The organism is Sporosarcina sp. 6E9 (assembly GCF_017921835.1).
Taxonomy (GTDB): Bacteria; Bacillota; Bacilli; order Bacillales_A; family Planococcaceae; genus Sporosarcina.
The window spans coordinates 1005477-1027066 of record NZ_JAGEMN010000001.1; the positions used below are offsets into that span (position 1 = coordinate 1005477).

23 protein-coding genes are annotated in these 21590 nt (G+C 39.5%); 4 read left to right on the forward strand and 19 right to left on the reverse strand.

Features of this window, described 5'->3' with window-relative positions; genetic code table 11:
- Positions 1-42 precede the first annotated feature (42 nt).
- The 3 genes from J4G36_RS05240 to J4G36_RS05250 are packed head-to-tail and all read right to left on the reverse strand — an operon-like array spanning position 43 to position 2086.
- Positions 43-456, reverse strand: a complete 414-nt coding sequence (locus J4G36_RS05240; RefSeq protein WP_210468998.1) for a Fur family transcriptional regulator — start codon at positions 454-456, stop codon at positions 43-45.
- A complete protein-coding gene (locus J4G36_RS05245) occupies positions 453-1319 on the reverse strand; it encodes a metal ABC transporter permease (RefSeq protein WP_210468999.1) in 867 nt (288 codons plus the stop codon). Before J4G36_RS05245 ends, J4G36_RS05240 begins: the two co-directional genes overlap by 4 nt.
- Positions 1316-2086 carry a metal ABC transporter ATP-binding protein gene (locus tag J4G36_RS05250; protein ID WP_210469000.1) on the reverse strand — a complete coding sequence of 257 codons (771 nt, stop codon included), beginning with the start codon at positions 2084-2086 and terminating at the stop codon, positions 1316-1318. Before J4G36_RS05250 ends, J4G36_RS05245 begins: the two co-directional genes overlap by 4 nt.
- 98 nt (positions 2087-2184) lie before the next feature.
- Between J4G36_RS05250 and J4G36_RS05255 the strand changes: the two genes are divergently transcribed.
- On the forward strand, positions 2185-2433 hold the full coding sequence (locus J4G36_RS05255; RefSeq protein WP_210469001.1) for a hypothetical protein: 249 nt from the start codon (positions 2185-2187) through the stop codon (positions 2431-2433).
- A gap of 61 nt (positions 2434-2494) precedes the next feature.
- Here J4G36_RS05255 and J4G36_RS05260 read toward each other — a convergent pair whose 3' ends face one another.
- A complete protein-coding gene (locus J4G36_RS05260; RefSeq protein WP_210469002.1) occupies positions 2495-3400 on the reverse strand; it encodes a deoxyribonuclease IV in 906 nt (301 codons plus the stop codon).
- Complete coding sequence (locus J4G36_RS05265; protein ID WP_210469003.1) at positions 3397-4692, reverse strand: DEAD/DEAH box helicase; 1296 nt, start codon at positions 4690-4692, stop codon at positions 3397-3399. The genes J4G36_RS05260 and J4G36_RS05265 overlap by 4 nt, the downstream gene beginning before the upstream one ends.
- Positions 4693-4808: 116 nt before the next feature.
- Here J4G36_RS05265 and vrrA point away from each other — a divergent pair, with 116 nt between their 5' ends.
- Complete coding sequence (gene vrrA, locus J4G36_RS05270; RefSeq protein WP_210469004.1) at positions 4809-5282, forward strand: VrrA/YqfQ family protein; 474 nt, start codon at positions 4809-4811, stop codon at positions 5280-5282.
- A 68-nt stretch (positions 5283-5350) separates the two neighbouring features.
- Positions 5351-6322 carry a 4-hydroxy-3-methylbut-2-enyl diphosphate reductase gene (locus tag J4G36_RS05275; RefSeq protein WP_210469005.1) on the forward strand — a complete coding sequence of 324 codons (972 nt, stop codon included), beginning with the start codon at positions 5351-5353 and terminating at the stop codon, positions 6320-6322.
- A gap of 39 nt (positions 6323-6361) precedes the next feature.
- Here J4G36_RS05275 and J4G36_RS05280 read toward each other — a convergent pair whose 3' ends face one another.
- From J4G36_RS05280 to ccpN, 8 genes are all read right to left on the reverse strand, one after another.
- Positions 6362-7480 carry a Nif3-like dinuclear metal center hexameric protein gene (locus J4G36_RS05280; RefSeq protein ID WP_210469006.1) on the reverse strand — a complete coding sequence of 373 codons (1119 nt, stop codon included), beginning with the start codon at positions 7478-7480 and terminating at the stop codon, positions 6362-6364.
- Positions 7477-8175 (reverse strand): tRNA (adenine(22)-N(1))-methyltransferase, encoded by a 699-nt coding sequence (locus J4G36_RS05285; RefSeq protein ID WP_210469007.1) that lies wholly within the window; start codon positions 8173-8175, stop codon positions 7477-7479. Before J4G36_RS05285 ends, J4G36_RS05280 begins: the two co-directional genes overlap by 4 nt.
- A 93-nt stretch (positions 8176-8268) precedes the next feature.
- Positions 8269-8640 (reverse strand): c-type cytochrome, encoded by a 372-nt coding sequence (locus tag J4G36_RS05290; RefSeq protein WP_210469008.1) that lies wholly within the window; start codon positions 8638-8640, stop codon positions 8269-8271.
- Between the two features lie 138 nt (positions 8641-8778).
- The gene (locus J4G36_RS05295) at positions 8779-9921 is read right to left on the reverse strand and encodes an acyl-CoA dehydrogenase family protein (protein WP_210469009.1); all 1143 of its coding nucleotides are present in this window, start codon (positions 9919-9921) and stop codon (positions 8779-8781) included.
- Positions 9922-10051: 130 nt separating this feature from the next.
- A complete protein-coding gene (gene rpoD / locus J4G36_RS05300; RefSeq protein WP_210469010.1) occupies positions 10052-11185 on the reverse strand; it encodes an RNA polymerase sigma factor RpoD in 1134 nt (377 codons plus the stop codon).
- Positions 11186-11218: 33 nt separating this feature from the next.
- A complete protein-coding gene (dnaG, locus tag J4G36_RS05305; RefSeq protein WP_210469011.1) occupies positions 11219-13042 on the reverse strand; it encodes a DNA primase in 1824 nt (607 codons plus the stop codon).
- Between the two features lie 193 nt (positions 13043-13235).
- Positions 13236-14051, reverse strand: coding sequence for a pyruvate, water dikinase regulatory protein (locus J4G36_RS05310; RefSeq protein WP_210469012.1), 816 nt, complete (start codon positions 14049-14051; stop codon positions 13236-13238).
- A 10-nt stretch (positions 14052-14061) separates the two neighbouring features.
- The gene (ccpN, locus tag J4G36_RS05315; protein WP_210469013.1) at positions 14062-14691 is read right to left on the reverse strand and encodes a transcriptional regulator CcpN; all 630 of its coding nucleotides are present in this window, start codon (positions 14689-14691) and stop codon (positions 14062-14064) included.
- 357 nt (positions 14692-15048) lie between these two features.
- On the opposite strand from ccpN, the gene J4G36_RS05320 reads away from it, so the two are divergent.
- Positions 15049-16419, forward strand: coding sequence for a glycine--tRNA ligase (locus tag J4G36_RS05320; RefSeq protein WP_210469014.1), 1371 nt, complete (start codon positions 15049-15051; stop codon positions 16417-16419).
- A gap of 34 nt (positions 16420-16453) precedes the next feature.
- Here J4G36_RS05320 and recO read toward each other — a convergent pair whose 3' ends face one another.
- The 6 genes from recO to J4G36_RS05350 are packed head-to-tail and all read right to left on the reverse strand — an operon-like array spanning position 16454 to position 21556.
- Entirely contained in the window at positions 16454-17233 is a 780-nt protein-coding gene (gene recO, locus J4G36_RS05325) for a DNA repair protein RecO (RefSeq protein ID WP_210469015.1), read from the reverse strand.
- A 25-nt stretch (positions 17234-17258) separates the two neighbouring features.
- Positions 17259-18173, reverse strand: a complete 915-nt coding sequence (gene era, locus J4G36_RS05330; protein WP_210469016.1) for a GTPase Era — start codon at positions 18171-18173, stop codon at positions 17259-17261.
- A complete protein-coding gene (locus tag J4G36_RS05335; RefSeq protein ID WP_210469017.1) occupies positions 18157-18567 on the reverse strand; it encodes a cytidine deaminase in 411 nt (136 codons plus the stop codon). Before J4G36_RS05335 ends, era begins: the two co-directional genes overlap by 17 nt.
- Before the next feature lie 16 nt (positions 18568-18583).
- Entirely contained in the window at positions 18584-18934 is a 351-nt protein-coding gene (locus J4G36_RS05340; RefSeq protein WP_210469018.1) for a diacylglycerol kinase family protein, read from the reverse strand.
- A gap of 4 nt (positions 18935-18938) precedes the next feature.
- A complete protein-coding gene (gene ybeY, locus J4G36_RS05345; RefSeq protein ID WP_210469019.1) occupies positions 18939-19409 on the reverse strand; it encodes an rRNA maturation RNase YbeY in 471 nt (156 codons plus the stop codon).
- A 20-nt stretch (positions 19410-19429) separates the two neighbouring features.
- On the reverse strand, positions 19430-21556 hold the full coding sequence (locus tag J4G36_RS05350) for an HD family phosphohydrolase (RefSeq protein WP_210469020.1): 2127 nt from the start codon (positions 21554-21556) through the stop codon (positions 19430-19432).
- Between the last annotated feature and the right edge of the window lie 34 nt (positions 21557-21590).

A 21590-nucleotide genomic window follows, 5' to 3' on the forward strand; every position in this document is an offset into this window, starting at 1 on the left:
TTCTGAAATTGAGTACTCGTAAATTATTCAATTACTCGTTTATCATGCGACACATAACGGACATTTTCCGTATATTTCAAACTTATGACCTTTAATTTCGTAATTCGGTAAATTTAAAGCAATTAAATCCATTGGGCAATCTGGAATGTTTTGCGTTTTACCGCATGTTGTACAGATGAAATGATGATGATGGACACCTGCTTCACAATGCATTCGAAAATGTCTTTCGCCGGATAATTCGGTTTCTTCTAAAATTCCTAATTCAGTAAATGTCGATAAATTGCGGTATATTGTATCAAAACTGATTCCCGGATTTTCTGATTCCATAAAGTCTTTGATCGTTCCGGCTGTTAGATAGCAATCATTCTCCAAAAATAAATCTAGTAGTACTTCTCTATTTTTAGTTCGCTTCAATTGATTTTCTCCTAGGATACGCCATGCTTCATCAATCGTCATACAAGCTCCCCCTTAACGCTAAAAGTTTTCCGATCACCACGGATTTTTTTCCAAGCTAAGACAATTAACAACAATAGAATTGATGTGACAACAATTGTTCCGCCGGGCGCGATGTCCAAATGATAGGCAGAAAACAGACCAATAATCACAGCAACCTCACCGAAAATGATGGAATAAATCATAGCGCTTTTAAAACTTTTCGCGATTTGCATTGCTGCAGCAACTGGTACAGTCATCAATGAAGAAACGAGCAATATGCCTACAATTCGCATCGATGCACCAATAACGAGCGCTGTAATGATCATAAAAAACATTTGAATAAAACGAGCATTAATACCGGACACTTTCGAGTATTCTGGGTCAAATGAAAGTACGAAAAGTTCCTTATATAAAAATCGAATGTACCCGATTACGATAATTGCAATCACGATTACAATGACTAAATCTTGTCGGCTTACAGCTGAAACCGAGCCAAATAAATAACCGATTAAATCAGCGCCGAACCCCTTAGACAGGGAAATAAATATTGCACCAAACCCGATTCCAGCCGACAAAATTACTGGAATGGCTAATTCTTCATAATGCTCATACATGCCTCGCAACTTTTCTATTAAAAGAGATCCACCAACCGCGGAGGCGATTCCAAGATACACGGGATTTAGTGCAGCGAAAAACAAAACTTGCTGACTCAAAAATAGACTCCCTGCAATTCCCGCAAGCGCAACATGGCTTAATGCATCCGCGATTAAAGCCAGTCTTCGAACAACTATAAAAAGTCCTAGAAGCGGTGCAATCACACCAATAATTATTCCAGATATAAACGCGTTTTGTAAAAATTCATAAGTAAGTAGCGCATTAATCATGATTCCGTCTCCTCTGTATGCTGATGGACACGTCTAACTGGATGACCATACCATTTTGATATATCTTTATCTTCCATTTTCTTAAAGTCTGATTGCATCCCATGGAAATGAATCGATCGATTTAAACAAGCCACATGCGTTGCTAAATCTGTAACTAAATCAATTTCATGAGTGACTAGTAAAATAGCAATGCCATGTTCACGGTTCAATTTATTTAGCATAGAATAAAACGATTTCACATTTTGCTGATCGATGCCTACGGTCGGTTCATCCATTACCAAGAGCTTTGGATTGCCCACAAGTGCTCGCGCTATAAAAACGCGTTGCTGTTGACCACCCGATAATTCTCCGATGTTTTGTTTTGCATAATCTTCCATACCAACAACGCTGAGTGCGTCAATTGCTTTTTGTTCATCTTTTTTAGCAAAGCTTTTAAATAAGCCAGTTTTTCTTGTCAAGCCACTTCGTACAACTTCCATAACTGTTGCGGGGAACCCGGAGTTAAATGAATTAGATTTTTGGGAGACATAGCCAATCAGTTCCCGATGTTGAAATCGCTCTACATCTTTTTCGAATAACAATACTGAACCGCTATTCGGTTTCAAAAGTCCAAGAATAATATTGATAAGTGTTGATTTTCCTGACCCGTTTGGCCCGATTAGCGCCCAGAACTCGCCTTCTTTTACAGTTAAGTCTATATTGTCAAGGACTGTTGTTTGCTCATAACTAAAACAAACATCATCCAAATTTATAAGGTTTTTTTTCATAGGGCGGTTCCTTTCTTCCTAATAGGAATGATTACGATTTATTAATTATAATACAAGGTTACTTGGGATACAACCATTAAAGAAAGAAGGATGAGTGAATGGATTATGTTCAATTATTAAATGAGTTGAAAACGAGCAGTGATTATGAAGCGAAAGCCTTTGCCAGTTCCTATGGAATTGATTTAACGACTTCGGAAATAAGGGCACTGCGCCCTTTATTAGATGAGGTTTCATTTCACTGGATATTTACTGGAATACCTGAAGTCTTCATAAAGAAAATTAGAATTGCAATTGGTGATCGTAAAGCAGAACAATTACTAAAAATGTATTTCGACGCAAAACAATAATACGCGCAATAAGGCAATGAAAAGCCCGTCAACATCGACTAGCCTGTTGACGGGTTATCTTTTATACTTTTAGAAGTTCGATTTTATCTGGTTGGAACGTTTTCGACTTCAGCATTTCAATTTCAAATTTATAAGGCGCGACTTTTTTCTTTGGATCAGATCCAACAAAAGGCGTCTCCAAGATTTTAGGAATACTTTGAAATTCAGGATGATGGACAATGAAGTTTAATGCTTCGAAACCGATATAACCAAAGCCCAAGTTTTCATGTCGATCTTTCATTGCGCCACGTTCATTTTTGCTATCGTTCACATGGATCACGGAGATACGATCTTTGCCTACAATATTATCGAATTCATCGAGCACGCTTTCGAAATCGTTCACTAGGTCATAACCAGCATCATGAACGTGACAAGTATCAAAGCAGACAGACAAACGTTCATTATGTGTCACGCCGTCGATAATTCTGGCTATTTCATCAAAGTTACGGCCAATTTCTGTTCCTTTGCCAGCCATTGTTTCCAGTGCGATTCGAACTGGATAATCTTGTGATAGCACTTCATTTAATCCTTCAATTATTTTCGCAGTTCCAGCTTCAACGCCGGCACCGACATGAGCACCCGGATGAAGAACGATTTGATTCACCCCAAGTGCAGCTGTCCGTTCAATTTCTTTTTGTAAAAAATCGACGCCTAATTGAAAGGTAGCTGGCTTGGTAGTGTTTGCAATATTGATAATGTACGGAGCATGTACGACAATGTCTGAAATGCCATTGGCTTTCATATGTTTCAAGCCTTCCTCGATATTTAATTCCTCGATTGGCTTTCTGCGCGTGTTTTGTGGTGCTCCGGTGTAAATCATGAATGTTGTTGCACCATAATCAAGTGCATCCTCACTTGAGCCTAATAACATTTTCTTCCCACTCATTGAAACGTGAGATCCAAGTAATAAAGGTTTCACATCTGTCATTTTTTACGCTTAATTCTCCTTTCACGTTTCTTAATATTTTCTATTTGTTGGGCCATTTTTTTCTTATAGCCCGGTTTAACCTTTTTGGGTTTACGAACAAATGCAATGGCCTTTCGGTCAATATCGTCTAATTGCTTTGTTCTCTTTTTTCTTGCATGTCTTTCTTTAATTTCAACCCATTGGCCGTTTTTAACTTCTTCGTGAATAAATGGAATCCCCATTGCTTCGATTCGAATGATTTTATCCTCTTCGGATGGATCATATAAGGTTATTGCAGTTCCCTCGAGACCTGCTCGTGCTGTACGTCCAACACGGTGAATGAAAAATTCTAATTCATCGGGTAATTCGTAGTTGATAACGTGACTAACACCAGGAATATCAATACCGCGGGCTGCTAAATCAGTCGCGACAATGTATTCGAATTCCAAGTCGCGAATTCTTTTCATCATGCGTGTTCGTTCACGTGGTGATAGGTCACCATGAATCTTCCCCACTTTAATCCCGGATTCCGCCAGAAAGTCTGCTAATGCATCTGCATTTTTACGGGTATTTGTAAAAATAATAGCCAGATACGGCGTGATTCCTTCAAGAACTGACAACAATTTTTTCTCGCGTTGCATTCCCCGAACTGGAACAAGTGAATAACGCATACCCTCTGTTAAAGATTTACGTTTACCAATCTTCACATGCGCAGGCGATTCCATATACTTATTTAGAAATGGTTTTAAGTTTTCTGGAATTGTCGCGGAGAATACATACATTTCTAAATTCGACGGCATTTTTGAAGCGAACTTATCAATATCCTCAACAAAGCCCATATCAAATGCCAAGTCAGCTTCATCAATCACGAGAATCTTAGCGGTATGAATTAATAAAGCGCCATTTTCGACCATATAATTAATTCTTCCCGGCGTTCCAACCACAATATGTGGATTAGATTTCAATCGACTAGCCGACCGATCCTTATCCGTACCACCTATAAGAAGCGATGATCGAATATCAGTTTCCTTCGTTAATTTTGCAAGTTCATCAAATAACTGAGTAGCCAACTCTCGCGTCGGTGCTACAACAACTGCTTGTACATTATCTGTAGAACTATCAGTTCTTTCAGCAATTGGAATAAGAAAACTGTGCGATTTCCCCGTACCAGTGTGTGCCTGTCCAATTGCAGAATTACCACGAAGGATTAGGGGAATCATTTCCTTCTGAATGGGTGTTGGACCTTCAAAGCCAAGTTCTCGAATTGCTTCTCGAAGAAATGGCTGAAATTTGTAATCTGTGAATTTTGACATAAAAATCTGCCTCCTAATATATCTATATTGTACCATGATTCCGTGCCGCCGTATGTTCTTTTCGCATACGATACAATATGAAAGTTTATTTTGATTAAAGGAAAGGAGTTTAACCATTGAGATACGAATCTTTTTATCCATTCTCTCGAAACCAACCGCCACCTCAAAGACCGCAGGGGTTTGGTATGCGTCCATTTCCTGGACCGGCACAGCCGCCCGGACAACCAAATCAGTTCGGAAGGCCAAACAATCCGTTCATTGATCCTAGACAAGGTCCCGGAAGAATTCCAGCCGGTGAAGGACCTTCAAAAATAAACGGTTATATGGAAACAGCCAATCGGTTTTTAAATACTGCCCAACAGTATGCGCCTGTTGTTCAGCAGTTTGCACCAATGATGCGCAATCTACCTGCAATGTGGAAATTATATAAAGGTTTCCAATCGATGCCATCCGCTGGAGAAGGTGCCGATGCTGGAGCTATCGGCGGTGCTGCAAGTGGCCCATCTAGAACAGCGCCTAGAGCCGCGGAAGCTTTTACCCCGCCTGCTGGTCCGCGACCTTCAGTACCAAGAATCTTTCAACCAGACTGATAAACTTTGAACAAGCGACTTGACTCCGTTATAATAGATTACAGAATCCTATTAGAGGAGTGAATTGGATGAAAGTGTTGAAGATTACCCCACGAGGCTATTGCTACGGGGTTGTCGATGCAATGATCATTGCACGAAACGCGGCACTCGACAAAACATTACCAAGACCCATTTATATCCTGGGAATGATTGTACACAATAAACACGTAACAGAAGCATTTGAACAAGATGGTATTATCACATTAGATGGCAAAGATCGTTTGGAAATTCTTGAAAAAGCAGATAAAGGCACAGTTATTTTCACTGCGCACGGTGTCTCTCCAGAAGTTCGAGAGCTTGCTAGAAAAAAAGGACTTGTATCCATAGATGCTACCTGTCCTGATGTAACGGTGACACATGATTTAATAGAAGAAAAAGCAGCAGAAGGATTTGACATTGTATATATCGGAAAACGCCATCACCCAGAACCTGAAGGCGCAATCGGCGTAGCGCCAAAACAAGTCCACCTCATTGAAACACTCGATGATGTCGATAAACTCAACATCAACAACGAAAAATTACTTGTCACGAATCAAACAACAATGAGTCAATGGGATGTTGCGCATCTGATGGAAGCTTTAAAAGTTAAGTATCCACATATAGAAGCCGTACAAGAAATATGTCTCGCTACACAAGTTAGGCAAGAAGCCGTGGCGGAACAAGCCGGAGAAGCTGACTTGCTCATTGTAGTCGGTGATCCATTGAGTAATAACTCGAACCGATTAACGCAAGTTTCCGTAGAAATTGCCAATACACCTTCTTACCGTGTTTCTGATGTATCAGAAATTGAAATCGAGTGGTTAAAAGGTATAAATACTGTTGCAGTTACCGCCGGTGCCTCTACGCCAACAATTGTCGTACGTGAAGTCATCGCATTTCTCGAGAAATTTGATCCAGAAGATTCATCGACACATCACCCGGAAAAGAAATTCTTGTTAGAAAAAATTCTCCCAAGAATTAAAAACCCGACACCAGTCGAACGAATCGAACCATATGTTTAATCGTAATCGGTCCCTTTATCATAAGGGACCGATTTTTATTTACCTGAATTGAAAGGGTTCTGTCTTAACCTTTGATTGGATGAATGAAACCGCGAATTTTTCTTCCTGGCATGCGGCTGTCATATAATCTACCACACCTTTGATCATTACTTTTTCAATATTATGTCCAGGATCTACAATCGATAGACCAATCGTTTCTGCATCATGGGCGACATGATAATAAAGATCGCCAGTTACAAAAACATCAGCCCCGCTTCTTTTGGCATCGTAAATATACTTATTGCCGTCTCCGCCTAATACGGCTACCTTTTTAATAACCTTAGAAGGATTTCCTACAAAACGGACTACTGGAACATTGAAAGCTTTTTTTACACGGTCAACAAATTGTCCGAGTCTGACTTGTTCATCCAATTCTCCAATCCTTCCAAGGCCCAGACTATTCGTTTCCAGATCTAGCTGAAAAATATCATAAGCTGGCTCTTCATAAGGATGAGCTTTAAGCATTGAGCGAAGCACCTTATCACGCAATGTCTCTGGTACAATCGCTTCGATTTTTACTTCATCTACCTCTTCCTCTATCCCAACTTCTCCTATATATGGATTCGCTTGGTCAACCGGTGTAAACCGGCCAGTTCCACTTGTGGTAAAACTGCATCCTTCATATTCACCAATCGCACCCGCTCCGCTTGATGCCATTGCTTTTCGTATTACTTCAGCGTGCGTAACCGGACTAAATACTACAAATTTATACAAGGCTTCAGAATACGTTGGCGACATGACCTTCGTTTCTTTTAGGCCAAGCTGCGCCGCGAGTAAATCATTAACCCCGCCAGGCGCTACATCAAGATTTGTATGCGCAGCATAAACCGTAATGTCATTTTTAATACATTTTTCAATGACTCGGCCTTGCGGAGTATCTGTTGCAATATTTTTCAACGGGCGAAATATCGGTGGATGATGTGCAATAACAAGATTTGCGCCAACCTCTATCGCCTCATCAATAACTGCTTCATTGACGTCTAATGTCACAAGCACTTTTTCTACAGTCCGGTTCAATTGCCCAATATGTAAACCCACTGGATCGCCTTCAAGCGCATATCTTTTCGGAGACCATTTTTCAAATAACCCGATTACTTCATGACCATTCACAGCTTTCATTTTTCCAACACCTTTCTAAGAGTATTAATATCATGGGACAATTGTTCCTTTTTATTAACTAGCGCTGGGGTTTCAACCGCATTATCTAGGGATCCCAACACTTGGATCCGTTGGTCGATTTCATTTTCCCACTTTTCTCGGAAAATACTGTTCTTTTCAACAAGTAGAATCGGGCCAACTAAAAGTTCAAGGTCATCATAGGAACTAACCCCTTTTTCAAGGACCAGAATCTCATAAATTTTCCCATCCTCTTTGAGAATTTGTTCATTCACAAGTTGCCAGTTGTTCGTAACCGCCCATTTTCGAATCGCTTTTGCATGTAGATTCGGTTGAACAATCAGTCGCTTTACATGGTGAAGCCGTTCTTTTCCCTGTTCCAAAATTGTAGCAATTAAAGATCCACCCATACCTGCAATTGTTACAGTATCAATTTCGTCCTCTTCTTCAATTGCAAAAAGACCGTCTGCTAGCCTAACTGTTATTTTGTCACTCACCCCATGTCGATAAACAGAGTTTTTTGCAGTTTCATAAGGCCCGATTACAACTTCTCCCGCAATCGCTTTTTGTATGACCTTTTTTTGAATTAAATAGGTTGGTAAATATGCATGGTCACTTCCGATATCAGCTACGATAGCGCCTTGTTCTACAAAAGAAGCAACAGCTATCAGTCTTTTCGATAATTTTATGGTTGTCATCAATATCAGCTCCTTCCCAGTGTTACCAAAAGAGAAAAAGCCACTGCCAACAGAAAAGGTTCTGCAGACAGATGGCTCTTTCAATTTCATGAATTATTTAAGTGATAAAATATATTCTGCCATTTCATCAAGGTGTTCTGCTGGTACTAGGTTCCCCGGCATTGCTGTACCAGAAATACCATTTTGGATGATATCTACAAGCTCTTCTTTAGATAGATCAGTTCCAACTAAACCTGGAGCTGCTCCGCCCATTCCACCAGTTAAATCCCCACCATGACAGCTAACACATTGACCGATAGCGACGTCTGGATCGAAGCTCGCCACGTCCGCTTCTTCTTCAGTAGTATCTCCTTCAGCTTCTTTAGCGATTTCTTCTTTTTGCTCAATTCCATAAAGAGACATAAAGAAAATAAGACCAATTCCAAGTGAGAAAATCAGGAGAAAAGGAATAATAGGATTTTTCATTGAATTACCCTCCTTCTTCAAAATCAATTCTGTGATGATAACAATACACAACTAACATTGTACTGTATCACTCGGAAAACTGAAAGTAATTTACTGTATTTCCTTCTCTCTTTGTGACAATTTCGACAAAAATGGGTTTTATCCGCAGCCAATCAGTCTAGCAATAACCATTCGTTGAACCTCAGAAGTACCTTCTCCTATTTCTAGGAGCTTCGCATCCCGCATATATCTTTCCACTTCATATTCTTTCATATAGCCATATCCGCCGTGTATTTGAATAGCCTCGGACGCATTTTCCATTGCAATTTCAGATGCATACAATTTACACATTGCTGCCTCTTTAGAAAATGGACGGCCTTGATCTTTTAACCAAGCTGCTTTATAAACCATATTTCGAGCCAGTTCGATTTTCAATGCCATGTCAGCTAGTTTAAATTGTGTAATTTGAAACTGGGATAATGATTTACCAAACTGCTTTCGTTCTTTGGAGTATTGTAATGCACGATCATATGCCGCCTGGGCTATCCCCACAGCCATTGCGCCTATCCCAATACGTCCACCATCCAATGTGACTAGGAACTGCTTAAATCCGTTCCCCCGGACTCCTAGAAGGTTCTCTTTCGGAACACGAACATTATCTAAGATTAATTCGGTGGTATTTGAAGCATTTAGACCCATTTTTTCATAATTGTCGATTATCGTAAAACCTTCTGCATCAGTTGGTACTATAATCGCACTAATTTCTTTTTCGCCATTATTCACACCTGTGATCGCAGTCAGCGCAAGATTTTTTGCATAGCTTGCATTTGTAATAAATACTTTTGAACCGTTTATGATAAAGTCATCACCATCTTCTACAGCAGTCGTCTGCGTCCCCCCCGCATCCGAACCGGCATTCGATTCCGTTAACCCGAATGCGCCAAAGGATTCGCCTGTACAAATAGGTGTTAAGTACTTTTCCTTTTGTTCTTCGGTGCCAAATAGATGAATTGGAGCTCCACCTAGTGAAATATGTGCGGAATATGTAATCCCGGTCGATGCGCATGCACGACTCAGTTCTTCCGTCACAATTGCAAAACTTGTTGTATCTGCCCCTCCACCACTGTACTTCTCGGAAAACGGCAACCCCATTAAGCCCATTTCCGAAAGTTTTTTAAACACTTCAACAGGAAAGACTTTTGTTCGATCACGATCGATTGCCCCTGGTGCCACTTCCTCAACCGCGAATGCCCGAATCATCTTCTTAATCATCTGTTGTTCTTCTGTCAAATCAAAGTTCAAGATATCCATCCCCTTTTCGTAAACGCTTACATCTATGATTATACCGAATAGACAGATAGAATCTCAACTTATTCACAAAAATTTTCAATATAAAAAAGCATCGGCCGAGTTTCGCCGATGCTGGTAAGTCTTATTCTAGAAAATCTTTTAGGCGCTTGCTTCTTGATGGATGTCTTAGTTTACGAAGTGCTTTCGCTTCGATTTGTCGAATTCGTTCACGCGTAACACCAAATACTCTTCCGACTTCCTCGAGCGTTCTAGTTCTGCCATCGTCTAGACCAAAACGTAAACGAAGTACATTTTCTTCTCTATCGGTTAATGTATCAAGGACATCTTCCAATTGTTCTTTCAATAGTTCATACGCTGCGTGATCTGAAGGTGATTGAGCCTCAGAATCTTCGATGAAATCGCCTAAATGAGAATCATCTTCTTCACCAATAGGTGTTTCAAGGGATACAGGTTCTTGGGAAATCTTCAAAATCTCGCGTACTCTATCTGCAGTTAGTTCCATTTCTTCTCCAATTTCTTCTGGTGAAGGTTCACGGCCCAGGTCTTGCAATAATTGTCTTTGAACACGAATTAATTTGTTGATTGTCTCAACCATATGAACTGGAATTCGAATGGTTCTAGCTTGGTCAGCAATTGCGCGGGTGATTGCTTGTCGAATCCACCACGTTGCGTACGTACTGAACTTAAAGCCTTTTGTATGATCAAATTTCTCAACAGCTTTAATTAGTCCCATATTTCCTTCTTGGATTAGATCAAGGAACAACATTCCGCGTCCAACGTAACGTTTTGCAATACTAACAACTAATCGAAGGTTAGCTTCAGCTAGTTCTTTGCTTGCAGATTCGTCACCTTCTATTATGCGTTTGGCTATGGCAACTTCTTCGTCACCCGTAAGTAATTCTACACGGCCAATTTCTTTTAAATACATTCGAACCGGATCATTAATTTTCACACCAGGTGGGACGCTTAGATCATTTAAATCGAGCTTAGAATCATCCACGACTTCTTTAGTCGTCGTTTTTTCAGCCTCTTCTTCTTCATCTTCTGATTTTCGATCCATTTCAATGCCTTGCGCTTCTAGTAAATCAAGGAATTCCTCAAATTGCTCTGGTTCTATCTCATATGGGGAGAGTTTTTCAGTCACCTCATCAAGTGTTATTTCACCAGTTTTCTTTCCAGCTTCTAATAATTGTGCCTTAACTTCTTTAATTGTAAGTTCTTCTTTCATTCCTGCAGATAATTCTTTTTTAGTCATCTAACCCGTTCCTCCTCCTAACACCGGATGTGGCTATTTAGCCGATAATGATTTCCGGAGCTGTATAATATCCCTGGCCAGCTCCAACGCCCGGGTATGATCATTTTTCTTTTCAGCTTCTTTAGACTCATGCAATTTCTTCTGAATTGTTAACCTAATTCGATATTTCTCCAAATGTTTGACGCAGTCTTCAATTTCTTGTTCGGTATGTTCAGGATCACGTTCAGTCATCGCAGCTTCAAGGACAATTTTCCTTAAGTTGCGATCTTCTAACGATTCCGCAAACCTATGAAAATCAGGCATTCCATGTTCTTCGTAAAATCCGGCAAGACGAACGAATATTGCTGAATAATCATCGCCAATAAAAACATCTCTTCGCTCTTTTTGAAAGCGATCAAATAGGGATCCGTCATTTAACAAATGGTATAATAATAATCGCTCTGCTCGTTGGGTCCCTGTTTTGTTTCGTTTTGGTACAACTTTTTCAGAAATATTACCGCCGTTTACAAATTCTACAGGCTCTGCTTTCGCCTGCCTTGCCCGATTTCCTGCCATTTTCATGAATTGTTGCGTGATTGCTTCAACCGATATGTTTGTCTCGGTTGAGAGTTGTCGAATGTACATATCCCTCTCTACAGGCGATACGCGTTTTGCTAATTCTTCAAGAACCTCGTGTATAAATTGCAAAACATCATTTTCATAAGAGAAGTTTTTAGAACGTTTAGCATATGCCATAATGAATGACATATACGAATGTGGATTTCCGATAATTTGATCGCGAAAGGCTTGTCCGCCGAACTCCATAATATAATCATCAGGATCCATATTTGTCGGTAATATTGCGATTTGCACATCAAACCCATTGCGTGAGATCATACCGGAAAATCTTTTAGCAGCTTCCCATCCAGCATCATCTCCATCGCAGCATATGATTACTTCTTTTGCAACTCGCTTCATTTTTATGAGATGCGCATCTGATAATGCGGTTCCCATAAGTGCCACACTGTTTTTTATATCCGCGCGATCAGCCGAAATAGTATCCATAAAACCTTCAAACAGTATTACTTTACCCGTTTTTCGTACATTAAGACGTGCATTGTGCAAATTGTATAACATTTTGTTTTTTTCAAAAATTGGTGTTTCAGGGCTATTAAGGTATTTTGCGACTTCCTTTCCTTCCACCAATGTCCGACCTGAAAAGGCAATTACGTTACCATTATCGTCATGAAGTGGAAACATAATACGTCCGCGAAATCGGTCAAAGAAACCAGTTCCATCATCCTTCATTATGCAAAGGCCAGCTTTTTCCATTTCCATCATATTAAAACCTTTACGATGGAGTAATGTTGATAGTGCATCAAATTCATCAAGGGACCATCCAATTCCATATTTTTCGATATCGAGTCTCGTAAATCCTCTATTTTCTAGATATTCTAGTGCTTTTTCCCCTTCTACTGTATTTAAGAGTAGATGGCTGTAAAAATTCGCGGCGAGCGAATGCGCTTCAACCATATGTTTAAATTCATCAAGCGGTCTGGAATCATTAGTCGCTTGGCTAAATGAGGGGTCAATTTCAATTCCTGTACGTTCTGCAAGTTTAATAACTGCATCTGTGAATTGTCGATTTTCGATATCCATAACAAATGTAATTGCATTACCGCTTGCCCCGCATCCAAAGCAATGAAAAAGTTGTTTGTCTTCAGAAACGGAAAATGAAGGTGTGTTTTCCCCATGAAAAGGACAAAGACCAAACCAATTCTTGCCTCTTTTTGTCAGTTGTACATGTTCACCAATAAGATCAACTATATCGGTCTTAGTACGTACCTCTTCAATAATTTCCTCTGATATTCGTGTCATGATATCACCATCTTCTACTCTGTATACTATCTTTCGTGACGTTCTTTTGAATATCCTTCTTTATTCGACAAATTTCTTAATAATACTCCGAAACTATTATTCTACACTATTCTCTGTGACATTTCATTAAACAACTATAGATTAATATTGTCCCTAAAAGAAGAACCTATCCATTTCGGAAGGTTCTTCTCATTTATTCACTTCTATTGGATAGTTCACCAATAATAACATTTGCTGTTTCTTCAACAGCTTTGGTAGTAACGTCAACCACAGTACATCCTATTTTATCGGTTATTTCCCTAAAATGCTTGATTTCTGCTTGGATTCTTTCAAGGCGGGCATAATTAGCATCATCACGTAAGCCAAGTGCGATTAGCCGTTCTTTTCTGATTGTATTTAATTTATCTGGTGAGATAATTAGCGCAAAACATTTTTTAGGATCAATCATAAATAATTCTTCTGGTGGATCGACTTCTGGAACAAGCGGTACGTTAGCAACTCGATACCGTTGGTGTGCCAAGTATTGCGATAATGGTGTTTTAGATGTTCTGGAGACACCTATTAATACAATATCTGCTTTTAATATACCGCGGGGGTCTCGACCATCATCGTATTTTACGGCAAACTCAATCGCCTCGATTTTTTTGAAATAATCATCATCTAGTTTCCTTACTAGTCCAGGCTCTTCTAGCGGTTTCTCGTCAAGTTGAATGCTGAGTTGTTCCACGATAGGTCCAAGCAAATCGATACACTTAATGCTTTGGTTTTGACACTCAATTTTTATTCTTTCACGCATGTCGCTTTTAACAAGCGTATAAACAATTACCGCATCTTGTTGCCGTGCCAAAAAGGCAATTTCCTCCAACTGTGTTTCATCTTCAATATGTGAGAAACGTTTTAATACAACTGAATCTAATCCTCTCCCGAATTGGCTTGCAGCGGCTTTCGCAACGAGTTCAGCGGTTTCTCCAACTGAGTCAGAGACAATGAACATTGTAAGTTTCTTCATGCTATCACCCTCATAATTCATGGTCATCCGCAAGCGATAGAAAAGCTGCGGTAATATTTGTTTTTGTAATTCGGCCAACAACTTCAAGACCCGTCCCTTTATCAATTATGACTGGAAGTGAATCAATTTGTTTATCGATCATTTTTCCAGCTGCTTTGAGTAAAGTATCGGACTTATTGCAATAAGTTATGTTCGGCATTCTAGTCATGATTATATGAACAGGCACTTTATCGATTTCATTGTTTCCAAGGCAAGATCTTAGTAAATCTTTCCTGGATAGGATTCCGGTAAGATAGGAAGACTTATCAACGACAAACAAGGTGCCGACATCTTCTAGAAACATTTGACAAATTGCATCATAAACGGATAATTCTTCAGTCACAACAACCGGTCTGGATTGAAAATCTTTAACTTTCATTGCATTAATACTATCGTTTAGAGATTTAACAGGTTTTTTTCCAGAGAAAAAATACCCGACTCTTGGTCGCGCATCAAGATAACCAGCCATCGTTAGGATTGCAAGATCGGGACGGATTGTTGCTCTGACTAGATTTAATCGCACGGCTATTTGCTCGCCGGTTATTGGACCATCTTCTTTAACGATTTCAAGAATTTCGGTCTGACGCTTATTAAGTTCCATAGGTCACCGCCTTACAGGTATAATTCATGAATGTAAAATTAACGTCACTATGTAATATAATCTACTTGCTTATTATATATGAAGACGACCACTATTGCGAAGAAATCGGAATCATGGTATACTTATTAGTGAACTAAATAAGCGTTGAGAGGTATTAAAGTAATGTCTACAAAAAGCGAGTTGGGATAGTGAGAGCCAACAAAGACATGAATAGGCAACCTTGAGCTATGTACTTTCCAAGAGGGCTGATGGGTTTTTCAGCCAAACGGGGTGGAACCGCGGGTCATTATGCACTCGTCCCCGGACTTTATGTCCGGGGATGAGTGCTTATTTTTATTTGAAAGGAATGTTAATTTTATGGAAAAAGTAGTAAACTTAGCAAAAACAAGAGGATTCATATTTCCTGGGTCCGAAATTTATGGTGGACTAGCCAATACTTGGGATTATGGTCCGCTCGGAATAGAACTAAAAAACAATATTAAAAAAGCTTGGTGGCAGAAGTTCGTTCAAGAATCACCACATAACGTTGGTCTTGACGCAGCTATACTGATGAACCCTAAAGTATGGGAAGCTTCTGGACACACTGGAAATTTCAATGATCCTATGATTGACTGTAAAAAATGCAAAACGCGTCACCGGGTAGACAAGCTAATTGAAGATGCATTGGATGCAAAAGGTATGGAAATTATTGTTGATGGTCTGTCATTTGAAAAAATGAACGAATTGATTGTTGAACACGATGTTGTATGCCCTACTTGCGGCGCGATGGATTACACTGAAATTCGACAGTTTAATTTAATGTTCAAAACATCCCAAGGCGTTACGGACTCTTCAGCAAACGAAATATTTTTACGTCCGGAAACAGCACAAGGTATTTTTGTAAACTTTAAAAACGTTCAGCGCTCAATGAGAAAGAGAATGCCTTTCGGAATCGCACAAATCGGGAAGAGTTTCCGTAATGAAATAACGCCAGGAAACTTCACATTCCGCACACGCGAGTTCGAACAAATGGAATTAGAATTTTTCTGTAAACCAGGCGAGGATAACGAATGGTACGAATACTGGCGCGATTTCTCAAAAAACTGGTTATTAAGCTTAGGCTTGACTGAATCCAATATTCGTTTGCGCGAACATACTGAAGATGAGCTATCCCATTATTCAAAAGGCACCGTCGATATTGAATATAAATTCCCATTCGGTTGGGGCGAACTATGGGGCATTGCGAACCGCACGGACTTTGACCTAAAACGTCATATGGAATTTTCAGGCGAAGATTTCCATTACCAAGATCCTGTAACGAATGAAAAGTATGTACCTTACTGCATCGAGCCATCACTAGGTGCTGACCGGGTAACGCTAGCTTACCTAACTGACGCATACAAAGAAGAAACTCTTGAAGGTGATGACAAGCGTACAGTTCTACAATTCCACCCGGCAATCGCACCTGTCAAAGCATGTGTGTTGCCTTTATCTAAAAAACTTTCGGAAAGTGCGGAAAAAGTTTATGCCGATTTGCGTAAACATTTCGTCGTACAATACGATGAGTCACAGTCGATTGGCAGAAGATATCGTAGACAAGATGAGATTGGTACTCCGTTCTGTATCACTTATGATTTCGACTCAGAAGAAGATCAACAAGTGACAGTGAGACACCGTGATTCAATGGAACAAATCCGTATGCCTATTGACGAGGTCAAGGATTATATTGCGAAACATTTAGAGTTTTAATTTAAAAATAGAAAATCCCGTGAGCGAAGTTTTTTCAACTTCCTTCACGGGATTCTTTTTTTGGTAATAATTCAGGAGTAGATTCAAGTTGTTCAATAAACGATCTTGACTTAAACCAAATTCCGAGTTGCTCATCATAGACTGTTTGAATTATTTTCTTCATAAATTTTTTCGTCTCTTTTTTCAACGTTAAATTCCCTACACGATTGATTGGCACTGTATAAAATGTACGAATGAGTTTCAACTGATTCGGTGTAATACGAACCAAATACGGGTCTACAGAAAAACAACGGTGACAAATAAAACCAATCTCCTTGAAAGAAAAGCCAAATTCTCCTTCAGTCGCACGGCAGTTGACACATTCATGAAGCACCGGATGGATACCACCAACGGGCAACATCTTCCATTCGACAAACAGCGATATTGCCTCTGGATCAAACCCCTCATTCATTGCATGAAGTGCATCATATAATAATTCATAGACGCCCAGTACACGTTCATTCTCCTCTGTCATCTTATCAACAATTTCAACGACATAGCTGGCATAGGCAGTCACTTCTAAATCTTGGAGAATATGACGCATGGATTCAATTTGTTCGCCTTGGGAGAGCGTTCCCATCCCCCGCCCTTTACGGATAAGATAGGACCCGTGAGTGAATGGTTGGGTAACAGCTGCCAGTTTACTTCTAGGTTTTTTTGCGCCGCGGGCCATTGCCGTCACTTTGCCGGCTTCTTTTGAGAACAAAGTGACGATTTTATTGGACTCGCCGTATGGAATTGATCGTAAAACGATGCCTTCCCATTTATTTAGCAAGCGACCCACCCCTTTTTAGATATTCTTAATATTCATCGTCGTCGAATCCAAATTCTTTCAAACGACCCGGCCTATTACGCCAATCCTTTTGCACTTTTACCCATAGTTCAAGAAAAACTTTTGATCCTAATAACATTTCAATGTCGTGCCTAGCTTTTGTTCCGATTTCCTTAAGAAGCGCGCCTCTTTTTCCTATCACAATTCCTTTTTGCGAATCACGCTCAACAATTATCGTAGCCATGATATTAACCATATCGCGATCTTTATCGCGCTCAATTTTTTCAATGACAACCGCAATTGAATGCGGAATTTCTTCTCGAGTTAATTGGAGCGCCTTTTCACGGATAAATTCAGAAATGATGAAGCGTTCAGGGTGATCTGTCACTTGATCTTCTGGATAATACTGAGGCCCTTCAGGCAAGTATTTTTTTAACGTTTCTAGTAAACGATCTGTATTATTACCGTTCAATGCTGATATTGGTACGATTTCAGCAAAATCATACTCCGATTTATACGAAACAATGGTCTCCAACAAGCTATCAGGATGAACCTTGTCAATCTTATTAATAATCAGGAAAACAGGGGTCTCTGTATTTTGAAGCATTTCGATAATGAACCGATCACCTGGTCCGATTTTTTCTTCTGCATTTACCATGAACATAATTATGTCGACTTCTCTTAATGTATTGCGAGCCACCTTAAGCATGAAGTCGCCCAATTTATGTTTTGGTTTATGTATGCCGGGCGTATCGATATAAATGAGTTGCGAATCATCTGTTGTTACGACCCCTTGAACTTTATTTCGAGTAGTTTGCGGCTTATCGCTCATAATGGCTATTTTTTGCCCAACTACATGATTTAAAAATGTTGATTTACCTACGTTAGGTCTACCGACAATTGCGATAAACCCCGATTTGAATGTGTTACTTCTTTCTTGCATATGCAAGATCCTCCTTTGTAAATGCACCTGGAAGCAATTCTGCGACAGTTGTTTCCATTACATCACCTTTTAAATTTGTTAAATATACCGGCATTTCGCCTTCACAGAATTCCGCGATTACTTGCCTGCAAGCACCACAAGGCGATATTGGACCTTCTGTATCGCCTGTAACAGCCAACGCTTTAAACGAATGCACCCCTTCGGATATAGCTTTAAAAAACGCAGTTCGTTCTGCGCAGTTCGACAATCCAAATGATGAGTTTTCAATATTGCAACCTTGATAGATAATCCCGTTTTCTCCGAGTAAAGCCGCCCCTACCGGAAATTTTGAATAGGGTACGTAAGCCTTTTCTCTTGCTGTTTTCGATTCTATAATAAGTTTTTCTTTAGTCATAAAACCACTCCTTGGTTTAAGTTATCCATTTTGGAATAAAAATTAGCAGACCGATAATCGCACTCATAATCGCAAATATTAGAACCGCCCCTGCAGCAAGATCTTTCGCTTGTTTAGCGAGCGGCATACGCTTCATAGTCACTAAATCAACTACTCTTTCAATCGCGGAGTTTAGCAATTCTAATGCAAGCACTCCGCCAATTAACATAAGGATTATAAACCATTCAGTATATGATAAATCCGACAATAATCCTGTAGATATTACGATAACGGTAGCCATTAGATGGAATTTAAAATTGCGCTCAGTCTTGACTGCGTGAATAATCCCTTCAAATGCATAGCGGAATGATTTGATAAAATTCTGCATGCGACTATCTCTCCAACCCAAAGGAATGAAGTATTTCTTTTTGTCTACCGAACATTTTCACTTCATCTTCTTTTGTTAAGTGATCATAACCGAGCAAGTGTAAAAAACCATGCAGTGCTAAAAATCCAATCTCACGGTTCAAGTCATGCCCATATTCTTCCGCTTGACGCACGGCAGTATCGACCGAAATAATGATATCGCCAAGTGCAACCGGAATCCCTTGTTGTGCAATGATTTCCACTTCACCTTCAGACATTTCCTCTAAAGCAAAAGAAATGACATCAGTCGGTTGATTGATACCGCGGTATTCAGCATTTACTTTTGTTATTTCATCGTCAGACATAAAAGTCACTGACACTTCAGCTTCTCCTGACACCCCTTCTTCACCCGCTGCATGTTTCAATATATCCGATACTAATTGTTGTATATCGTTATTTATTGAGCCGGTCTCATCATCCATAAAAATATCAAGCATTTTAGTTCCTCCTCTCGCACCTATTCCGGGTATTCAATTCGGTTATGAAAAATACCATTTAATGTTTCGCATATTGCACATTCGACCTTTTTAAGTTCTTTCATCGATAAATCGCATTCATCAAATTGGCCATCATTTAATTTTTCTGAAATGATTGAGCGCACAAGGGAAACAATTTTTTCAGATGTTGGCTCTTTCATCGATCTGACTGCGGCTTCAACACTGTCAGCAATTGAAATAATGGCAATTTCTTTCGTTTGCGGTTTGGGTCCTGGATATCGATAGTTTTCTTCATTTACATCATCGCCTAATTCACGTGCTTTAAATACAAAAAATCTCAATAAACTTGTTCCATGATGTTGTCTCGCTATCGCAATAATTTCTGGTGGCATTTTATGCTTTTCCAATAGCTTTGCCCCGTCTTCAGCATGCGCAATAATTATGTCCCGGCTTTTCTCAGGCGGCAACAAATCATGCGGATTTTTTCCAGTATGTTGATTTTCGATAAAATAACCCGGTCTAACAGTTTTTCCGATATCGTGATAATAACTTCCAACACGTGCTAAGAGTCCGTTTGCGCCAATAGATTCACAGGCGGCGTCTGCTAAATTAGCAACCATTACACTATGATGATAGGTACCTGGTGTTTCTGTAAGGACTCTTTTCAACAACGGATGATTTGGGTTTGAAAGTTCAATTAAGCGAATATCTGATAATATGCCAAAACCCGTTTCGAAAAATGGCAATAAACCGATTGTTAATGCACCTGAAATTACGCCTGAGCTAATGGCGGCAACCGCATAAAAGATTAATTCCGATAAGGTATAAGAAGTTTGAGTCATAAGTAAATAGAAAGCTAGAAACAGTAGATTTGATACAGCTACTCCTAAACTAGTCCCCAATATAGTAGACCTGCGACTAACATTACCAAGTAAATAAAGGCTAGTGAGCCCGCCAAATAATATGTATAAGGCAATTTCCATTTGGATAATGGCAGCATACCCATCTTGTAGAATTATGCCCGCTGTTGCTGCAGTCACTATCGTTACTGTGAGCGCCAGTCGTTCGTTTGTCAGCAACTTAACCAACATGGCTGCGAGTGCGGTTGGAAATAAGAAAGCGATTAACAAATCAAATTCTGGCTCGACAAGAGAAATTAACTTCATCATGACCACTTGCAGAAAAAGAACAACTAGAATAATAACTAGTGATTTCCGCTTCGCTAACGTATTTTCTTTCCACGTGCTAAAATGCATGAAAATAACAGCGCTAATTACAAAGATGAATAATATAATGCCTGCCAACGGTTTTACAGGCGACTGATTCGTTAATAGTCCAGCGATTTCTAATTGACGATATACTTCATTATCAATCACTTGACCTTCTCGAACGATAACCTGTCCTTGCAATATTCGAATCGGTTCAACTGCAGCTTTCGCTTCTTCGATTCTAGCTTTGGTCAAGTCTTCATTTATTATTTCTGTTTCAACAATTAATGTCCGACCTATGGTAATAACAGGTTGCTTTATCGTTGATGGGACAATATTCGCTATTCGAATTTTATTTTCAATATCATATTTTTTAATCGACAAGTCATCTGTTCGTATTTTGTTCATCAATTCAAAGCCGATTGCATCAATGATAAAATCCCGAACATTTTCAAGAATAACCACTTCTTGACTTAAAAGACTGATGATAGATTCTTCATCTAATTGTAATTCTGGTTCCTCTTCCTCTAAAAAAGATAGTTTCTCACGAACTTCTTCAATGGACTTTTTCTGGATAACCTGAGGTGCTTTAGGTTCAACATCATCAGTCTCAATACCTTTTTTTACTTCAATAAAAAAATTAAAAACATTTTCAGCAATTGCCTGTCGATTTTTTGCAACATCTTCAGAAAATTGATAGACAGGCGTTACTTCATTTGCCGCACGTTCTTTTTCTAGTTCTGTTTTAGTCGTATCCTCTACTGTTTTAATAGATCGAATCGCTTCGGATGCAATTTGAAAACGTTTGATTTCATACGTCTCTTTTTGTACAATTCCGTACATGATAAAAAAGAGGGCGAGCGAAAATAGACCGATTAAAAACAGTGAAAAGTATTTGAATTTTAAGGCATTGATAAAGTCACGTATCGGCCGCATCATTAGATCTCATCCCCCGAAATCACGCTATAGACAC